The following is an 18,612-nucleotide window of genomic DNA, read 5'->3' as shown; positions in this document are numbered from 1 at the left end:
CTTCCTCCTATTTTACTAATTGTGTGAAGTATTCTTCAAGATTTTGACGAGCATAGTAAATCTCATCAACAGCGACATCTGCTAGAGTAAGTTCTTTGAGAATTCGTTTGACATCTTGTTCATGACTAAAAATATGAATCTCATTTTCTGAATTCACAACTTTAAACTCAAGACGCACTTTGTCTTTTAAGATTTGACTAGCTTTTTCTTTTTCACTTGTTTTCAGAACGATATAGTCTTCATTAAGTGTCTCAAATTCGGCCTTACTGATTTCTCGAATGATCTTCCCTTGGTCAAGGATTCCAAATCGATTGGCAACGAGATAGAGTTCTGACAAGATATGACTAGAGATGAGAATGGTCATTCCTAGTTCTTGATTCAGACGTTGAATCATTTGACGAAACTCTTTGATACCGATTGGGTCAAGTCCATTGATGGGTTCATCAAGGATGAGAAAGTCTGGTTTTGATAGGAGAGCAATAGCAATGCCCAGACGTTGTTTCATCCCAAGAGAGAAATCTCGAAAAACTTTTCTACCTGTATCTGATAACCCTACATATTTTAACGTTTCCTGAATGACTTGATCAGCATTTGGGATATGTCGAATAGTACAATAATATTTAAGATTTTGATAGGCTGTTAAATGATTGTGTGCTACTGGGGATTCAATGACTGAACCTACTCGGGATAGGGCTTTGGTGCATTCCTTATAACCTTGACTGGAAAAGAGGGAAATGGTTCCATAGTCAGCAGATAATAATTGGGTAATGATTTTAATCAGAGTAGTTTTACCAGCACCATTCTTTCCGATAAGCCCATAGATATCTCCTTCTTTTACTGAGAGATTAAGATCTTGTAGAATAGGTTGTTTGCCAAATTGTTTGGACAAGCCATGGATTTCGAGGACTGTTTTCATAGTTTTCTCCTTTAGCCTTTAAGATGTTTTATTTTTATAATTCTAGTATAAAGCATAGATATCAAAGAATCGTCAAGCATTTCTAAAGAGTTTCTAAAGTTTTTAAGTTTCTAAAAAATAAAAAGCCCAGTTGGCTAGAAATGCTAGTTGACTGGGCTTATTTTCTACAAAATATATTTCTCAATAGCGCGTGCAACACCGTCTTCTTCATTGCTAGCAGTTACGGCATCCGCGAGAGATTTGACATAGTCGCTAGCATTTCCCATGGCAATCCCAAGCCCTGCAAATTCTAACATCTCAATATCGTTGTTGGCATCACCCATGGCCATGATTTCAGAAGCTTGGATATCCAAAATCTCTGCCAAACGAGAAAGAGCAGAAGCTTTTGTGGTACCGAGTGGCATTGCTTCATAGATAACTGGTTGTGAACGAACTCCGCTAAATCTCTGACAAAGTTCATCAGCAAATCGTTGTTCAAAATCATCTGTTTGTTCTTTTGTACCTAAGAACATGCCTTGGAACATACGGTACTTACCACTAGTAGCTTCTTCCAGTGAGATTTCAGTCAGATCAGCAAAGACGAGTGTCGCATCGTATTTTACGACAGGATTTGGTTCGCCTCCGAGAACGAAGTAGTGTTCCTCGTCAAAGAGAGTCAATTGAACCTCACTTTTTTCTGCAAGTTCATTTAGGTATTCAATGTCTGATTTGCTAAGTTCTCGCCAGTCAACAAGGCCCCAGTCACTAGTTTGGTGGGTAGAACAACCATTGTTGACGATGACGTATTCATTCTGCAAATCTAGTCCTAGTTTCTTGTAGTAGGGAAGAACCCCAAAGAGAGGACGACCAGTACAGAGAACCAGTTTGACGCCTTTTTCGATAGCCTTATGAATGGCATCAATATGAGCCTGAGGAATTTCTTTGGCTTCGTTGAGCAGAGTTCCGTCCATATCAAGGGCAAGTAGTTTAATCATAGTAGTTCCTTTTCACGTGTTTTGTCTATATTATAGCATAATTTAGTGGAAATAAGGATTACTATGTCAATTTAGGACGTTTCAATTACAATTCATGATTGGAAGAAGCTTTTTGGCAAATATATGCTATACTAAATTTGCAATATACTGATAATGGATAAAAAAGCAGAGGACTTGGCATGAAAAAAAGAGTAGTACAGATTTTACTAGCCTTATTGGTAATCATTTATAGGAAGACTTGGTTTTGGTGGATTTTTAATCACTTTTCAGCTAGATTTGTAGTTGCTAGTCGAGAGTATTTCTTGATTCTTGCTTTTTTAGAGCTCATCGTTACTTTTATAGCTATTCTTTATTTACTAGTATTCGAAGGTAGGAAAATTCTTGAGTTGAAGTGGAAATGGAGATATCCAGTTTATTTGCTTCTTGCTTATGGAGTCAATCATCTTTCAGGTATTGTGTTTTCCTTTTTAACCCCAGCCACGTCCAATCAAATGGCTTTAAATGAAATGATTGAGATGACAGGGCGACAAGAGTTGCTGTATTTTTTGCTTATTACTTGTCTGCTAGGACCAATTTCAGAAGAATTGGTTTACCGAGGAGTTCTGATGAATACATTTTTTAAAGATTCACCTTGGTATGGAGATGTTTTACTATCAGCCTGTGTCTTTGGCTATGTGCATGTTGCTGATGGTATAACACCGCTCGCCTTTTTCACCTATGCAAGTGGAGGAGCAATTTTAGCTTTCCTCTACCGAAAAACTCATTCTCTCTATTATCCTATTTTGCTCCATATCATGATTAACATTGCTGCATTTTGGGAATTATGGATTCTCGTATTTTCATGAAGTTAGTGCTTATCAATCAATGCCGGAAATTTCTGGCATTTTTCTTTTCTTGAGATGTTAAAGAGCCCTCTATTTATAGGATTAGCAGTCAAAAAATGGTATAATGAAAGGTAATGAAAAAATCAAACGAGGCTGAGATGAAACTACTTTATACCGATATTCGGACTTCTTTGACAGAAATCCTAACCAAGGAGGCTCAAGGACTAGTTGCCCAAGGCAAACGAGTCTTTTATATCGCCCCTAACTCTCTTTCTTTTGAAAAGGAACGTGCCGTGCTGGAGTGCTTGAGTCAGCAGGCTTCTTTTGCTATCACAGTCACGCGCTTCGCTCAAATGGCTCGTTATCTAGTTTTAAATGATATTCCTGAGAGGTCAAGTCTCGATGATATCGGTCTTGGTATGGCTTTCTATAAATGTCTGTCTGAGATAGACGCTAAGGATTTACGTGTTTATGGGGCTATTAAACAAGATCCGCAATTCATCCAGCAACTGATTGAGATTTATCATGAAATTTCAACTGCAAAGATGAGTTTTTTGGACTTGGAAAGTTTGACAGATGCTGATAAACGTTCTGATTTACTCTTAATTTTTGAAAAGGTAACAGCGTATTTAAATCAAGGTCAAGTTTCACAGGGGAGTCCATTATCCTATCTGATTGATGCTATCGAAGAAAACAAGGTAAGTAGTGATTTTAGTAAGATTGCACTAGTCATTGATGGTTTCACCCGTTTTTCTGCAGAAGAGGAACACCTAGTGGATTTGCTTCATCGTAAGGGTGTTGAGATTATTATTGGTGTATATGCGTCTAAGAGAGCCTATAATAGCCCTTTTAGTGAAGGGAACCTCTATCAAGCCAGTGTTGAATTTCTACGTCATTTAGCTTTTAAATATCAGACCAAGACAGAAGATGCCTGTCAAGAACATGAAAACTTGGATGCTTTTGCCAAGGCCTCAAAATCACTGGAAAGTGCTTATGATTATTCTGAAATTAGCTTAGAAGTGGATGCTAAGGATAGAGAAGACCTGCAAATCTGGTCTTGTCTAACACAAAAAGAAGAGCTGGAGCTAGTTGCTCGTAGCATTCGCCAGAAATTGCACCAAGAGCCAGAACTTAGCTATAAGAATTTTCGTATCTTACTTGGTGACGTAGATTCCTATAAACTGTCCTTGCAGACAATTTTTAATCAATATCAGATTCCCTTCTATCTGGGTAAAATTGAGTCTATGGCTCATCATCCTTTGACTCAATTTGTAGAGTCTGTGGGACGTCTCAAACGGTACTATTTCCGTCAGGAAGATTTGATTAACCTCTTACGAACCGGCTTATATACCGACCTTACTCAAGAAGAAATCGATAGCTTTGAACAATATATCCGCTATTTAGGTATTGATGGACTTTCTAACTTTAAACAAGAATTTACAAAAAATCATCATGGAAAATTTGATTTAGAAAAATTAAATGAGCTGCGTGTCCGTGTCCTAAATCCACTAGAAACTTTATTATCCAGTCGTAAGCAAAAGACTGAAAATATCCTTACAAAATGGAATAACTTTTTGAAGGATGCATCTGTTACCAAGCAATTACAATCCTTATCTGAAACGATGGATGCGACAGAGCAAGAAAGACAAGAAGAGGTCTGGAAAGCATTTTGCCACGTAATGGAGCAATTTGCGACCGTATTTGAGGGGACTCAGGTCACTTTAGATGATTTTTTGGCTCTTCTTCATTCAGGGATGTCCTTATCAAATTATCGTACAATCCCAGCAACGGTAGATACGGTTCTGGTGCAAAGCTATGATTTGATTTCGCCTTTGACTTCTGATTACATCTATGCTCTTGGCTTAACCCAGGATCATCTACCTAAAATCACCCAAAATACTAGTCTTTTGAGTGATGAAGAAAGAGAAGTTTTAAACCAAGGTACTGAAGATGGCTCTCAATTATTGATTGCAAGTCAAGAGAATCTCAAGAAGAATCGCTATACCATGCTTTCTTTGGTCAATTCTGCTAGGAAGGAATTGGTCTTATCGGCACCAAGTTTACTCAATGAAAATGAGAGTAAAGAGTCGGTATATCTGAAAGAATTGCAGGATTTTGGATTTTACAAGATTGAAAAAAGAATCGATCGAAAAAACCTATCAAAGGATGATATCGGTTCTTATCACAGTCTTTTGTCTAGTCTGGTTACCTATCATCAGCAAGGTGAGACGGAGACAAGTGACCAAGACTTAACCTTTGTCAAAGTTTTAGCCCGCGTTATGGATAAAAAGTTGGAGGGTAAAGGTCTTGATAATCCTGTCCTACCGACAAGTCCAAAAAGTAAGACCTTAGCAGCAGATACTTTAGATGCCTTGTATCCTCAAGGTCAGGATTTCTATCTATCAACTTCTGGATTAACAGAGTTTTATCGTAATGAATACAGCTATTACCTTCGTTATGTCTTAGGCTTGCAGGAAGAATTGCGTCTGCGACCTGATGCACGAAGTCACGGGAATTTCTTGCATCGTATCTTTGAACGTGTATTGAAACTTCCGAGTGATGAATCCTTTGATCATCGTTTAGAACAAGCAATCTCTGAAACCAGTCAAGAACGTGAGTTTCAAGCCATTTATCAAGAAAGTTTGGAAGCCCAATTAACCCAGGAAGTTCTTTTGGATGTAGCACGCGCTACTGGACACATTCTGCGTCACAATTCTGAAATTGAAACCATTCAGGAAGAGGCAGTCTTTGGTGGCAAGGAACAAGTCTTTATTCAGCTAGATAATGGTCGTAATGTCTATATTCGTGGTAAGGTTGACCGCATTGACCGTCTAAAGTTAGATGGAGCTATAGGTGTTGTCGATTACAAATCTTCTCTAACTCAGTTTAACTTCCCTCTCTTCTATAACGGCCTTAATTCACAATTACCAACCTATCTAGCTGCTCTTAAGAAAGAAGGAAATAACGATTTCTTTGGTGCTATGTATTTAGAGATGGCTGAACCAGTTCAGTCCTTACAAACTGTTAAAACTCTTTCAAAGGCTTTAGCAGAAACGACTAAGAGTATGAAATATCAAGGGCTATTTCTCGAAAAAGAGATAAAGAACCTTGGTGAACTATATAATAAAAACAAAACTTATCAGTTGTCTGATGATGAATTCCAGTTGTTGCTTGACTATAACGCGCTTATCTACAAGAAGGCGGCAGAGAAGATTTTATCTGGTAGTTTTGCTATCAATCCTTATACAGAAGATGGTAGAAGCATTGCACCTTATGTTCAACAATATCAAGCTATTACAGGTTTTGAAGCCAATTACCATCTAGGTCAGGCTAGATTGTTAGATAAGGTTGCTAAGAGCAATGATAAGGAAGCATGGTTTAATAAAATTAGAGAGGAGTTGGAGCGATGAAATTTTTATCCCAAGAAGAGATTGAAAAGTTGCAAATAGAAGAAGCTCAATCTGACAAGAAACCCAAGAAAACTGCTGAGCAAATTCAAGCTATTTATAGTTCTGGTCAAAATATTCTGGTCTCAGCATCAGCTGGCTCAGGAAAAACCTTTGTCATGGCTGAACGAATTCTTGATCAACTAGCGCGTGGTGTAGAAATTCGCCAACTCTTTATCTCAACCTTTACGGTAAAGGCAGCAACCGAGTTAAAAGAACGCTTGGAAAAGAAAATCAGCCAACAAATCCAAGAGGCTCAAGATTTGGAGCTTAAAAAACATCTTGGAAGACAATTAGCTGATTTACCAAACGCTGCCATCGGAACCATGGACTCTTTTACCCAGAAATTCCTGACCAAGCATGGTTATCTCCTTGAACTCGCTCCAAATTTTCGCATTCTTCAGAATGAAAGTGAGCAGCTTCTCTTAAAAAATGAGGTTTTTCGCCAAGTTTTTGAAAGTCACTACCAAGGTAAGGATAAAGATAATTTTAGTCGATTGGTCAAGAACTTTGCAGGTAGAAGCAAGGATGCGCGTGGACTGCGTAAACAGGTCTATATGATTTATGACTTTTTGCAATCCACAAGTAATCCTCAGGCTTGGCTAAAAAGTTCCTTTCTAAAAGGCTTTGAAAAGGCTGATTTTACGGTTGCTAAAGAAATCCTTGCAGAGGATATAAAAGAAAGACTTTGGGATTTAGAAAGCTTTTTCCGTTATCATCTGGATAATGATGCCAAGGAATTCGGTAAGGCGACTTACTTAGAGTCTGTTCAACAAGTACTTGATGAAATCGGAGCTTTAACCAACGAATCAACTTTTAATCAATATCTAGAAGTTTTAGACCGAGTTGTTAGTATCTCTAAGGATAAGGGAGGTCGTGCTCTTACAAATGCTAGTCGTAAGGCCGAACTCCTAGAACTGAAAGAAGCGTACAACCAAGAGAGAAAAGACAAGTTTGAAAAGCTAATTGCACTAAATGACCAAATTACTTTACTAAAATTCCAGGAAAAATATCATCAAGAGTCTTGGGACTTAGCAAAGACTTTTCAAGTTTTTATGAGTGATTTTGTTGATGCCTATCGAAAGCGTAAACGCGAAGAAAATGCCTTTGAATTTGCTGATATTAGCCACTATACCATTGAGATTTTAGAAAACTTCCCACATGTGCGTCAAGAGTATCAGGAACGCTTCCACGAAGTTATGGTCGATGAATATCAGGATACCAACCACATCCAGGAAAGAATGTTAGAACTCCTCTCAAACGGTCATAATCGTTTTATGGTGGGTGACATTAAACAATCTATTTATCGTTTCAGACAGGCAGATCCCCAAATCTTCAACGAAAAATTTCATAGATTTGCTCAAGATGGCAAAGAAGGTCAGTTAATTCTGCTTAAGGAAAATTTCCGTAGTAGTTCAGAGGTTCTAGATGCTACAAATGATGTCTTTAAGCATCTTATGGACGAGGAAGTTGGGGAAATTTCATACGATGGTATGCATCAACTTGTTTTTGGAAATACTGATATTCAAGCAAATCCTGAAAACAAGGCAGAAGTTCTCTTATATGATAAGGATGATAGCGATTCTGATGATGAGGAAGAACTTACAAGCAACAAACTGACTGGTGAGATGCGCATGGTGCTTAAGGAGATAATTCACCTTCATAATGATAAGGGTGTACCTTTCAAGGACATGGCTCTCTTAACTGCCAGCAGAAGTCGCAATGACCAGGTCCTACTTGCCTTGTCTGACTATGGTATTCCAGTCAAGACAGACGGTGCCCAATCAAACTATTTGCAATCCCTAGAAGTGCAGGTTATGTTGGATACTCTTCGTGTCATCCACAACCCTCTTCAAGATTTCGCTTTGGTTGCTCTCATGAAGTCTCCAATGTTTAGCTTTGATGAAGATGAATTGGCTCGATTAGCTCTTCAGAAATCCGAGGATAAGGTTCAAGAAAACTTTTATGAGAAACTAGTTAATGTTCAGAAGAAAATTGGTCTTCAAAAGGATTTAATCAAAGCTGAATTACAAAAGAAACTAAACTTCTTCATGGAAACAGTCCAGGCTTGGCGCTTGTATTCTAAAACGCACTCACTTTATGATCTCATTTGGAAAATCTATAGCGACCGTTTTTACTATGACTATGTCGGTGCTTTACCAAATGGACAGGCCAGACAGGCTAACCTCTATGCCTTAGCTTTACGAGCTGATCAGTTTGAAAAGAGTAATTTCAAGGGATTATCTCGCTTTATTCGAATGATAGATCAGGTCTTGGAAGCCCAACATGATCTTGCTAATGTTGCTGTGGCACCACCTAAGGATGCTGTAGAACTTATGAGTATTCATAAAAGTAAGGGCCTTGAGTTTCCTTATGTCTTTATCCTTAATATTGATCAGCAATTTAACAAGCAAGATTCCATGTCTGAAGTTATCCTAAGTCGTAAAAATGGCCTTGGTCTTAAGTACGTAGCTAGAGTAGCTACAAATGCAAAAGAGGAATATGTTCCATCTACGATTAAGTTATCCATCCCAAGCTTGACTTATAGTCAAAATGAGGAGGAGCTCCAATTAGCAAGCTATTCTGAGTTGATGCGTTTACTGTATGTAGCCATGACTCGTGCTGAAAAAAAACTCTATCTAGTCGGAAAGGGATCAAGAGAAAAGTTGGAGTCTAAAGTATTTATGACAAATGGGCAAGGTCTCCTAACTCGTCAAACCAGGTTAGATGCTCAAAATTTCCAGGACTGGATTTGGGCCATCTATCAAGCTTTTTCTAAAGAGGACTTACACTTTATTGTTCGTTTCGAGGCTGAAGAACAACTGACAGAAGAAGCTATCGGTAAATTGGAAACTAAAAGCCAACTCCAAGATCTTTCTCAGGCAAGCAACCGTCAGTCTGATACCATTAAGGAAGCTTTACAAATGCTGAAAGAAGTGGAAGTGTATAATGAAATCCACCGTGTAGCGATTAATCTTCCGAGTGTTCAGACCCCAAGCCAGATTAAGAAGTTTTATGAACCAGTCATGGATATGGAAGGTGTAGTAGTTGCTGGTCAATCTAAACCAAAAGAAACTATTATTCAGTTTGAACTTCCAGACTTCTCCAAGAAAGAAAAAGTCACTGGAGCTGAAATTGGTAGTGCTACTCATGAATTGATGCAACGAATCAATCTCGCTAAGAAACCTACTTTGGAAACCTTGACAGATGCCTTGGAGCAAGTTCAGGCAACTTCAGCTGTTAAAGATAAAGTTAATCTGGAAAAAATCTTGTCTTTCTTTGATACAGCTCTAGGTCAAGAGATTCTTGCAAATCAAGATAAACTCTATCGAGAACAACCTTTCTCAATGTTAAAAAGAGACGAGAAAAGCCAAGAAAACTTTGTTGTCCGTGGAATTTTAGATGGTTATCTAGTTTATGAGGATAAAATTGTTCTCTTTGACTACAAGACAGACCGTTATGAGCATGCTAGTCAGCTTGTTGAACGCTATCGAGGACAATTAGATCTCTATGCAGAGGCTCTATCTCGCTCTTATCAGATAGAAACAGTTGAGAAATATTTGATTCTACTTGGTAAAGACCAAGTAGAAGTCGTTAAACTATAAAAAGAAAGGAGGTATCATGTCCATTCCTGTTAGAAAAAACTTATATGATGCAGTTTTAGAGGCCTCTAAAGCCGATACTTGGGAACAAGCTACCAAAGAATGGAGTGAAGTTTCCTTGATTTTTAATGGAATCGGTCGGAGTAATTGTGTCTGTGGCAATGCTATTAAGTATGCTTATGAACTTTTTAACGGTGTTACCGGCAAACGTCTCTTTCCCATTGGGAGTGACTGTGTTCGCCATTTCCAAAGAATCAACCTAGATCTACAGCTAGAAGAGGAGGAAAAACTTCTCAGAAAGCTTGAAAATCTGACCAGAAAAGCCCAGAAAAAAGAAAGCATTCGAGTTAATAAAACAGATTTTGATGAGCGACTGATCAACTGGCTATGGAAAAAGGGAGCTTTTAAGTCAAATCGAGGTAATCAATTCTCACCAGAAAAGGATTATCAACTCTTTTTGGAGGTTTTTCAAGGTGGAAGTTGGACTAAGGCAGAGCCTGTGAAGAAAGCTCGTATGGAAGAAGTTCTTGAGAAATTTATTAAACCCTTTCTACTTGGAAAATCTGACGATCAACTCTATCTAGTTAAACTAGGAAAAGAAAAAATTGACTATGAGCAAGAACTTCGCATCAAAGCAGAAAAGGAACGAAAGAAGCGAGACAAGATTGCTAAACAATATGCGGATAATCTAGTTCTAGCAATGGGACCAGCTGAACGTGTCTATCAAGATTACTTTGGACTGAGCGAAACACTGACTCTAGAAGAGCGCCAATGGGAAAAAATTCTCTTTGGTAAAAATCGTGCAGAACGTTCTATAAAATCAAAACAGTATCAAAGAGAACTCGAAAAGGATCAACGCATTGCTAGTCAAGATCCCCTTGAAAGAAAACAAAAGCAAGTATGGTTGTTAAACTCTTATTTTCAAGATATTCCAGAAGAAAAAGCTCGCTTTTCTCGACTTTTAACCACGTATCGAAAAACTGGAGAAATCCCATTTTCAAGAGAATACCTATCTAATAATCTATTTGATTTTTTCTACAAAATGAAGGCTTTTGAGTTTGAAATAGCACCCGACCAGGTACGTGATTTTTTAAAGGAGACTTTAAATGCAGAAAACCTATCATCCGCACAAAAATCATGGATAGAAGGCATTTTAACCAACTGCATCAAACCTTTTTTAGAAAGAATGATAGTATAGCAGTAGTTTTCGTTCTGCATGGAGAGACTCATTATTGTTAAAATTATGTCTTAAAACAATTTTACATAATTTATCTTATGTATAAACCAAAAATATTTGTATCAACATTAAAAAAATAGAAAGAAACTATGTCAAAAGAAATCGATATCGAATATTATCACCAACTAGCCTTGCAAAAACAAAAAGAGCATCGGAAGTTTTTAGGAAATCTGAAAAAGAAAGCACCTAAAAATTTGGATAAAATTGCCCTTGAAATCCATCAAGAAGTTTTTACTGAAATTGATTGTACAGCCTGCGCTAACTGTTGCAAGAGTCTTGGTCCAGACTTCAAAGAAGCAGATATCACACGTATCGCAAAATACTTTAAAATGAAATTGCCAGCCTTTGAAGCTGAGTTTTTGCAAGTAGATGAAGACGGTGATAAAGTCTTTAAGTCAATGCCTTGTCCCTTCTTAGGAGGCGATAATCTTTGTTCAATCTACGACGTCCGTCCCAAAGCTTGTCGCGAGTTCCCACATACAGACCGTAAAAAAATCTATCAAATCAATAATCTAACAATCAAAAACACTTTGACCTGCCCAGCAGCTTATCTCTTTGTTGAAAAATTAAGAGAGAAGATAGATTAAGAACTCTCACTTTGTGATAAGATTCATCCTCAAATACAGTTACTATTTGGGGATTTTTGTATATTTATTTTTATCTGAAAATTCAAACCATATTTCTTATTAAGTGATAAGTCTTTCTTTAAGCTTAAAGTTTTTTAAACCTAATCTTAAAGAAAACTGATATAAGGTATCTTTAAGCGATGTTCTGTATAGTTATACCATCATCAAAGAAAGAGGTATCGATATGAACTACATAGTCATTCCAGCTTATCAACCAGATAAGCAACTTATCAAACTCATCGAAAAAATTCACAAAAAGAATGATTTTCATATCTTAGTCATAGACGACGGCAGTTCATCAGAGTGCCAAAAAATCTTTGACAAAGCAGAACAATATGCAACTGTCATCCGTCACCAAGTGAACCAAGGTAAAGGGCAGGCTCTAAAAACAGCCTTTACTTATATCCAAGAACAAAACATTTATGGTACGGTTGTCACAGCAGATGCGGATGGACAGCACAAGGTATGGGATATTTTCCGCACGGTTAATAAAGCTTCCGAAAATCCAAACAAGCTAATCTTGGGTGTACGTGCCTTTTCAGGAAAAGTTCCTCTTCGTAGCCGTTTTGGTAACAGCTTAACCAAAGCTCTCTTTAAGCTTCAAACAGGAGTAGGAGTAACAGATACGCAGACAGGTCTTCGTGCTTTTACTACAAACTTGATACCGTTTATGCTTAAGATTGAAGGCCAACGTTACGAATATGAAATGAATATGTTGCTCGAAGCAACGAAAGAATATGAGATTTTAGAAGTTCCTATTGAAACTGTCTATATTAATGACAATGAGGCTTCACACTTCCGCCCAATCCAAGACGGGCTCATGATCTATAAAAATATCTTTAAATTTGCCTTATCATCTCTCAGTAGCTTTGTTGTAGACTATGTCGTTTACGCCCTAGCAATCTTGATTTTGCCGACAGTTCCGACGAGTCTACGAATCTTTCTAGCAAACGGAGTCGCTCGTGTGACTAGTTCTATTTTCAACTATTCTACAAATAAAAAACTAGTCTTTAAAAATGACGATAGCCTTGTGAAAACAGGGATGGGATACTTTGGTCTAGCAGTTGGACTCTTTGTCTTAGACACGCTAATGATTCGTCTCTTCTTTACAGTCTTTGGTATCAACCTTCTGATCGCCAAAGTTATCGTCGGCATCCTTCTCTTCGCTGTCTCTTGGACAGTGCAGAAGAAATTCATCTTTAAGGAAAGGACATCAACTGTATTATGAAATTTATAAAGAAACCATATGCTTATGCATCGATTCTCGGTTTACTCTTGACAGGATCCTTTAGTTACTCCATGCTAAAGACCTTTGTCCTCGCTGAAACTATCTCGACAGTTGCCACAACTAGCACAAGTTCCAATGCTGCAGCAGCAAGTCAAGCTGCTAAGACAGCTACTGTCACTGACTCTAGTTATAAAGATGACAATATTTCCGTCAATTTTTCTGAAACGACGGTCAATAATACACAAGTCTACGTTGCTGATATTACTCTGAGCTCATCAAATTATCTGAAAACTGCCTTTGCTCAAAATGCTTATGGAACTAACGTAACTGCAAAAACCTCTGTAACCGCAGCTGACAACAATGCCATTTTATCGGTAAACGGGGACTACTATGGTGCTAACTCTACAGGTTATGTTATCCGTAATGGCGTTGTCTATCGTGATACTGTTCGTGAAGATTCTAGTAATGGGGACTTAGCTATTTATAAAGACGGCTCTTTTAAGATTATTTACGAAGATCAGATATCAGCTGAGCAACTAGTAAATGACGGTGTCGTCAATCTCTTGGCTTTTGGACCAGCTTTGGTCGAAAATGGTGAAATTGCAGTTGATACCAGTACAGAAGTAGGACAAGCAATGGCTTCAAATCCTCGTACAGCTATTGGTATGATCGATGAAAACCACTATATCATCGTTGTTTCAGATGGACGTACCTCAGAAAGTGAAGGTCTCTCTCTTTATCAGCTAGCTGAAGTCATGAAATCTTATGGAGTAAAGACTGCCTACAATCTTGATGGTGGTGGATCATCTACACTTTACTTCAACGGTCAGGTTATCAATAAACCAACGACTGGTGGAAACAAAATTTCAGAAAGGGCGGTGAGTGACATTGTCTACATCGGTTACTAATCTTGGCAAAAAACGGTTAAAAAAAACAGTCATTTCTTATACACTAATCACTATTTTCTTCTTTGCATTTTCTAGAATTTATGAAGCTTTTAGTTTTGGAGAAACTTCTGTTCATATGCACTATTTATTTGCAGCACCTCTTGTAGGAGGGATTCTACTAGCAATCTTTCTCAAGGTTCTCCCTCATTTCTCTCGTATTAGTCTAAATCTATGGAATTCGGCAGTAGCGATTATTACAGCGGGTACACTTTTCCGAGGAATTGTCAATCTTTCAGGACGCTCTACAACCTTGGATACACCCTACTGGCATGTTGGGATTGGTTTTGCAATACTAGCGATTGTCACTATTTTCATCAATCCAAACCTTTGGAAGAATTCTACTAAAGCAACCAAAACAAATCGTAAAGAAGTCTATGGTCAGGCATAATGTTATAAAAAAGTAGTCGTTCAGCTGATGTTCGACTACTTTTTATTGACTTTTATTTCTAAAATATTTTAAAAATATTACAAGTTCTTTTCTTCTGAAAGATACTACTTTTATATTTAACAGAATATTGTATAATATAGTGGATAAATACTGTTTTTTACACAATATATAGAAACATAAAATACAATATCTAGGTATTTGTAAGGAGAAAAGAATGAAAAAAATATTGCTGGCAAGTACGGTTGCCCTCTCTATGGCAGGTTTTGCAAAAACGACCGTCTATGCCGAGGATTCTCAAGCTACCAATAATGTTCAATCATCAGAAAAGATTGCTACCAATACAGTAAGCAATGAGAAGAAAAATCAAAGCGAAGCTGAAAAAGCAACTTCTCAAACTCCAGAGACCAAAGAACAACCTTCAAAAGAAGCAGTAGTAGAGGTAGTTAACAAAGAAGGTTGGCAAAAAGAAAATAACCAATGGCGTTATTATGAGGATAATCAGCCCGTTTCAAATTGGAAAAAAATAGCTGGTGTTTGGTACTATTTTAATCAAGATGGCATCATGCTTAGTAATACTATCTTTAATGATTACCTATTGAATAATAGCGGTGCTTTGGCAGAATCTTCTTGGGTAAAAATTGACAACCAATGGTATTATGCCACTGAGGACGGGAAAGTTACTCGTAATAATTGGAAAAAGATAGCAGGTGTTTGGTATCGATTTGATGAATCTGGTACCATGCTAAGTGCTACTATTTATAATGATTATCTTCTCAAGACTAGTGGTGCTATGGCAGAAAATTCTTGGGTAAAAATTGCTGATAAATGGTATTATGCCACTGAGGACGGGAAAGTTACTCGTAATACTTGGAAAAAGATAGCTGGTGTTTGGTACCGATTTGATGAATCTGGCACAATGTTAAGCAATACTATTTATAATGATTATCTTCTCAAAAGTAGTGGTGCTATGGTGGAAAATTCCTGGTTAAAACTTGAGGATAAGTGGTATTATGCTACAGAATCAGGAAAAATTATTCGCGACAAGTGGGAAAAAATCAGCGGTACATGGTACTATTTTAATAAAGATGGTGACATGCTAAGTAGCCAATGGAAATCGAAATACTATCTAAAAGATAGTGGAGCCATGGCTGAGAATGAATGGATCTTTGATAAGAAATATAATAGCTGGTTCTACCTCAAGTCGGACGGCACCTATGCTGAAAATCAATGGCAGGGTGCTTACTATCTAAAATCTGGTGGCTATATGGCTAAGAATGAATGGATTTTTGATAAGAACTATGATGCTTGGTATTACCTCAAAGATGATGGGGTATATGTAACAGGGACTTTCAAAATCAAAGGTAAAGACTATTCATTCCAAAGCAATGGAAAATGGATTTCTGATCCATCATCCTATTATAAAGTAACACCAATTACAGCTTATGTATACAGTGCTTCTGGTGATAGACTCAGCTATATCTCACAAGGTAGCATTGTTTCGGTTACTGGGGCTGAAGTTCAAGGTGGTCGACTTCCAGTCAAAATATCAGGACTTTCAGGATATATGAACAAGAGTGATCTAGTAGCGGTCAGCTCAGATAGTGAATTCATTCCTCACTATACTACGGATGGTCGTTATCTTTACCATGAGTTGTCACCTTACGCAAGTATTCGAGTTGCACCACATAGTTCATCAATGACTATTGGTAAAAAGTATTATTCAGCTGATGGTATTAACTTTGAAAACTTTACAGTTAAAAATCCTTTCTTATTTAGAGATTTAAGAAAACCAAGCAATTACACGGCTGAGGAATTAGATAAAGTCTATTCTCTTATGAATATCAAGGGAAGTCGTCTGGCAGGTAAGGGGGCAATCTTTAAAGAAGCTGAAGAACGCTATCAGATCAACGCTCTCTATCTAATCGCCCATAGTGCCCTTGAAAGTTCATGGGGACGTAGCCAAATTGCTAAGGATAAAAATAATTTCTTCGGTATCGCAGCTTACGATACAACACCATATGATTCAGCTAAAAGCTTCGACGATGTTGACAAGGGTATCTTAGGTGCAGCTAAGTGGATTCGCGAAAATTACATCGATAATGGCAGAACATACCTAGGAAATAAATCATCAGGTATGAATGTTCTTTATGCTTCAGATCCATACTGGGGAGAAAAAATTGCAAGTATCATGATGAGAATCAATAGTCAGCTAGGTGAAAAAGATTAAAAATCATTAAAATCGATAACGACTGCAAAGTGGTTATCGATTTTGCTTATCAAGAGAAACTTGAGAAATGAACTTTATGAAACAGAATATTGAGAATATAAATAAAAGAGGAATTGATTTACGTGACTTAGGGATTGATGCATACGCTTATGATTATTCAGTAATCCCAGACTTACTTGATAATCTCAAAGCCAATAATCAAATTATACTAGGTGGGGATGTCTTTTGCTACAAGAATGGCCAACTGACACATACTTATGATAATTGGTATTACGAGAAACAAGATCCAACTATTGATATCTGGAAATCCCTTTTCCAAACATAAAGTTTATTAGCAACTATGTAAAAAATCATGGTGAACACTATTATTTTTCAATCGTTTTAGACGATGACGATTTTCATTTGTGACTGATTTACTTAGAAAACATTTTACAATCGGCATTGAATCAAGCGTCAAATACGAGAAATCATGTTATAATAAAAGATAGTGATTTATTTTAGAAAAAGGATTTGTATTTAATTTTTGAAACTGGAAAAATAGATATAAATCCAATAAGAGAAAGGAATTTTACAGAATGGCAACTATTCAATGGTTTCCTGGACACATGTCTAAGGCGCGTCGTCAGGTTCAGGAAAATTTAAAATTTGTTGATTTTGTGACTATTTTGGTAGATGCACGTTTGCCCTTGTCTAGTCAAAATCCGATGCTAACTAAAATTGTAGGAGATAAACCAAGACTATTGATTTTGAACAAGGCAGACCTAGCAGACCCAGCATTAACAAAAGAATGGCGTCAGCACTTTGAATCCCAAGGAATTCAAACACTGGCCATTAATTCTAAAGAACAAATTACTGTAAAAGTCGTAACGGATGCTGCTAAGAAGCTCATGGCAGATAAGATTGCTCGTCAAAAGGAACGTGGAATTCAAATTGAAACCTTACGCACCATGATTATCGGGATTCCAAACGCTGGTAAATCAACGCTGATGAACCGTTTGGCTGGTAAGAAAATTGCTGTAGTTGGTAACAAGCCAGGTGTGACAAAAGGCCAACAATGGCTTAAAACCAATAAGGACCTTGAAATCTTGGACACCCCAGGGATTCTCTGGCCAAAATTCGAAGATGAAACGGTCGCCCTTAAACTCGCATTGACTGGAGCTATCAAAGATCAGTTGCTTCCAATGGATGAAGTGACGATTTTTGGACTCAACTACTTTAAAACCCATTATCCCGATAAGCTTCAAGAACGTTTCAAACAAATGAATCTGGATGATGAAGCTCCAGAAATTATCATGGATATGACGCGTATCCTTGGTTTCCGTGATGATTACGATCGATTTTACAACCTCTTTGTCAAGGAAGTTCGTGATGGAAAACTAGGCAACTATACATTAGATACATTGGAAGACCTCAATGGCAACGATTAAAGAAATAAGAGAAGCATTAGCAAAGATAACTGAACTTGAAAGTCCCTTGTTCAAGGAATTTGAAAAAGATTCTCGTTCAGGTGTCCAAAAAGAAATTCAAAAGCGGAAAAAAGCCCTTCAATCTGACATTGATGAAAATCTCCGCTTAGAGGCTATGCTTAGCTATGAAAAAGAGCTTTACGAGAATGGAATAAGCTTCATTGCTGGAGTTGATGAAGTTGGTAGAGGTCCCTTAGCTGGTCCTGTTGTTGCTGCAGCAGTCATTCTGCCCAAAAATTGTAAAATAAAAGGCTTGAATGACAGTAAAAAGATTCCCAAGAAAAAACATGAAGAGATTTTTCAGGCTGTCAAAGATAATGCCCTAGCAATCGGTATTGGGATTATGGACAATCAAGTCATTGATCAAGTCAATATCTACGAAGCGACGAAACTAGCCATGAAAGAAGCTATTTATCAGCTTGAGCCTCAACCAGAGCACCTCTTGATTGATGCTATGAAGTTGGATTTGCCGATTTCTCAGACATCCATCATCAAAGGAGATGCGAATTCCCTATCCATTGCAGCTGCATCCATCATTGCTAAGGTTACCAGAGATAAAATCATGGCTAACTATGATCAGGAATTTCCAGGTTATGATTTTTCTCAAAATGCTGGTTATGGAACGGCTAAACATTTAGAAGGTTTAGAAAAGCACGGTGTTACACCCATTCATCGCACAAGCTTTGAACCGATTAAAACAATCGTTTCAGAAGCTGAAAAAGATAATTAGA

14 protein-coding genes are annotated in these 18,612 nt (G+C 37.5%); 12 read left to right on the top strand and 2 right to left on the bottom strand.

What is annotated here, in order from left to right; genetic code table 11:
- Positions 1 to 7: 7 nt before the first annotated feature.
- Both QM928_RS03575 and QM928_RS03570 read right to left on the bottom strand, forming a co-directional pair.
- Positions 8 to 916, bottom strand: coding sequence for an ATP-binding cassette domain-containing protein (locus QM928_RS03575; protein ID WP_414294491.1), 909 nt, complete (start codon positions 914 to 916; stop codon positions 8 to 10).
- Positions 917 to 1,080: 164 nt separating this feature from the next.
- Positions 1,081 to 1,890, bottom strand: coding sequence for a Cof-type HAD-IIB family hydrolase (locus tag QM928_RS03570; protein ID WP_281334938.1), 810 nt, complete (start codon positions 1,888 to 1,890; stop codon positions 1,081 to 1,083).
- 179 nt (positions 1,891 to 2,069) lie between these two features.
- On the opposite strand from QM928_RS03570, the gene QM928_RS03565 reads away from it, so the two are divergent.
- The 12 genes from QM928_RS03565 (at position 2,070) to QM928_RS03510 (ending at position 18,611) form a co-directional block, all read left to right on the top strand.
- Positions 2,070 to 2,735: a lysostaphin resistance A-like protein gene (locus QM928_RS03565; protein ID WP_414273409.1), complete on the top strand. Its 666-nt coding sequence runs from the start codon at positions 2,070 to 2,072 to the stop codon at positions 2,733 to 2,735.
- Between the two features lie 137 nt (positions 2,736 to 2,872).
- Positions 2,873 to 6,124: an ATP-dependent nuclease subunit B gene (gene rexB / locus QM928_RS03560; RefSeq protein ID WP_414294492.1), complete on the top strand. Its 3,252-nt coding sequence runs from the start codon at positions 2,873 to 2,875 to the stop codon at positions 6,122 to 6,124.
- A complete protein-coding gene (gene addA / locus QM928_RS03555) occupies positions 6,121 to 9,765 on the top strand; it encodes a helicase-exonuclease AddAB subunit AddA (RefSeq protein WP_414294493.1) in 3,645 nt (1,214 codons plus the stop codon). The genes rexB and addA overlap by 4 nt, the downstream gene beginning before the upstream one ends.
- Positions 9,766 to 9,781: 16 nt before the next feature.
- Positions 9,782 to 10,960 (top strand): hypothetical protein, encoded by a 1,179-nt coding sequence (locus QM928_RS03550; RefSeq protein ID WP_414294494.1) that lies wholly within the window; start codon positions 9,782 to 9,784, stop codon positions 10,958 to 10,960.
- A gap of 128 nt (positions 10,961 to 11,088) precedes the next feature.
- The gene (locus tag QM928_RS03545) at positions 11,089 to 11,586 is read left to right on the top strand and encodes a YkgJ family cysteine cluster protein (protein ID WP_414294495.1); all 498 of its coding nucleotides are present in this window, start codon (positions 11,089 to 11,091) and stop codon (positions 11,584 to 11,586) included.
- Between the two features lie 223 nt (positions 11,587 to 11,809).
- Complete coding sequence (locus QM928_RS03540) at positions 11,810 to 12,853, top strand: glycosyltransferase (RefSeq protein WP_414294496.1); 1,044 nt, start codon at positions 11,810 to 11,812, stop codon at positions 12,851 to 12,853.
- A complete protein-coding gene (locus QM928_RS03535; RefSeq protein ID WP_414321988.1) occupies positions 12,850 to 13,761 on the top strand; it encodes a phosphodiester glycosidase family protein in 912 nt (303 codons plus the stop codon). The genes QM928_RS03540 and QM928_RS03535 overlap by 4 nt, the downstream gene beginning before the upstream one ends.
- Positions 13,742 to 14,188, top strand: a complete 447-nt coding sequence (locus QM928_RS03530) for a hypothetical protein (RefSeq protein ID WP_414294540.1) — start codon at positions 13,742 to 13,744, stop codon at positions 14,186 to 14,188. Before QM928_RS03535 ends, QM928_RS03530 begins: the two co-directional genes overlap by 20 nt.
- 214 nt (positions 14,189 to 14,402) lie before the next feature.
- Entirely contained in the window at positions 14,403 to 16,415 is a 2,013-nt protein-coding gene (locus tag QM928_RS03525) for a glucosaminidase domain-containing protein (RefSeq protein WP_414294498.1), read from the top strand.
- A gap of 76 nt (positions 16,416 to 16,491) precedes the next feature.
- Positions 16,492 to 16,740, top strand: a complete 249-nt coding sequence (gene imm40 / locus QM928_RS03520; RefSeq protein WP_248034235.1) for an Imm40 family immunity protein — start codon at positions 16,492 to 16,494, stop codon at positions 16,738 to 16,740.
- 250 nt (positions 16,741 to 16,990) lie between these two features.
- The gene (gene ylqF / locus QM928_RS03515; protein WP_248034236.1) at positions 16,991 to 17,842 is read left to right on the top strand and encodes a ribosome biogenesis GTPase YlqF; all 852 of its coding nucleotides are present in this window, start codon (positions 16,991 to 16,993) and stop codon (positions 17,840 to 17,842) included.
- Positions 17,829 to 18,611: a ribonuclease HII gene (locus QM928_RS03510; protein WP_414294499.1), complete on the top strand. Its 783-nt coding sequence runs from the start codon at positions 17,829 to 17,831 to the stop codon at positions 18,609 to 18,611. Before ylqF ends, QM928_RS03510 begins: the two co-directional genes overlap by 14 nt.
- Position 18,612 lies beyond the last annotated feature (1 nt).

The sequence above is a fragment of the Streptococcus infantis genome (assembly GCF_047460405.1).
Classification (GTDB): domain Bacteria; phylum Bacillota; class Bacilli; order Lactobacillales; family Streptococcaceae; genus Streptococcus; species Streptococcus infantis_Q.
Note: the sequence above shows the minus strand (reverse complement) of the source record. Positions and strands in the feature narration are given on the sequence as shown.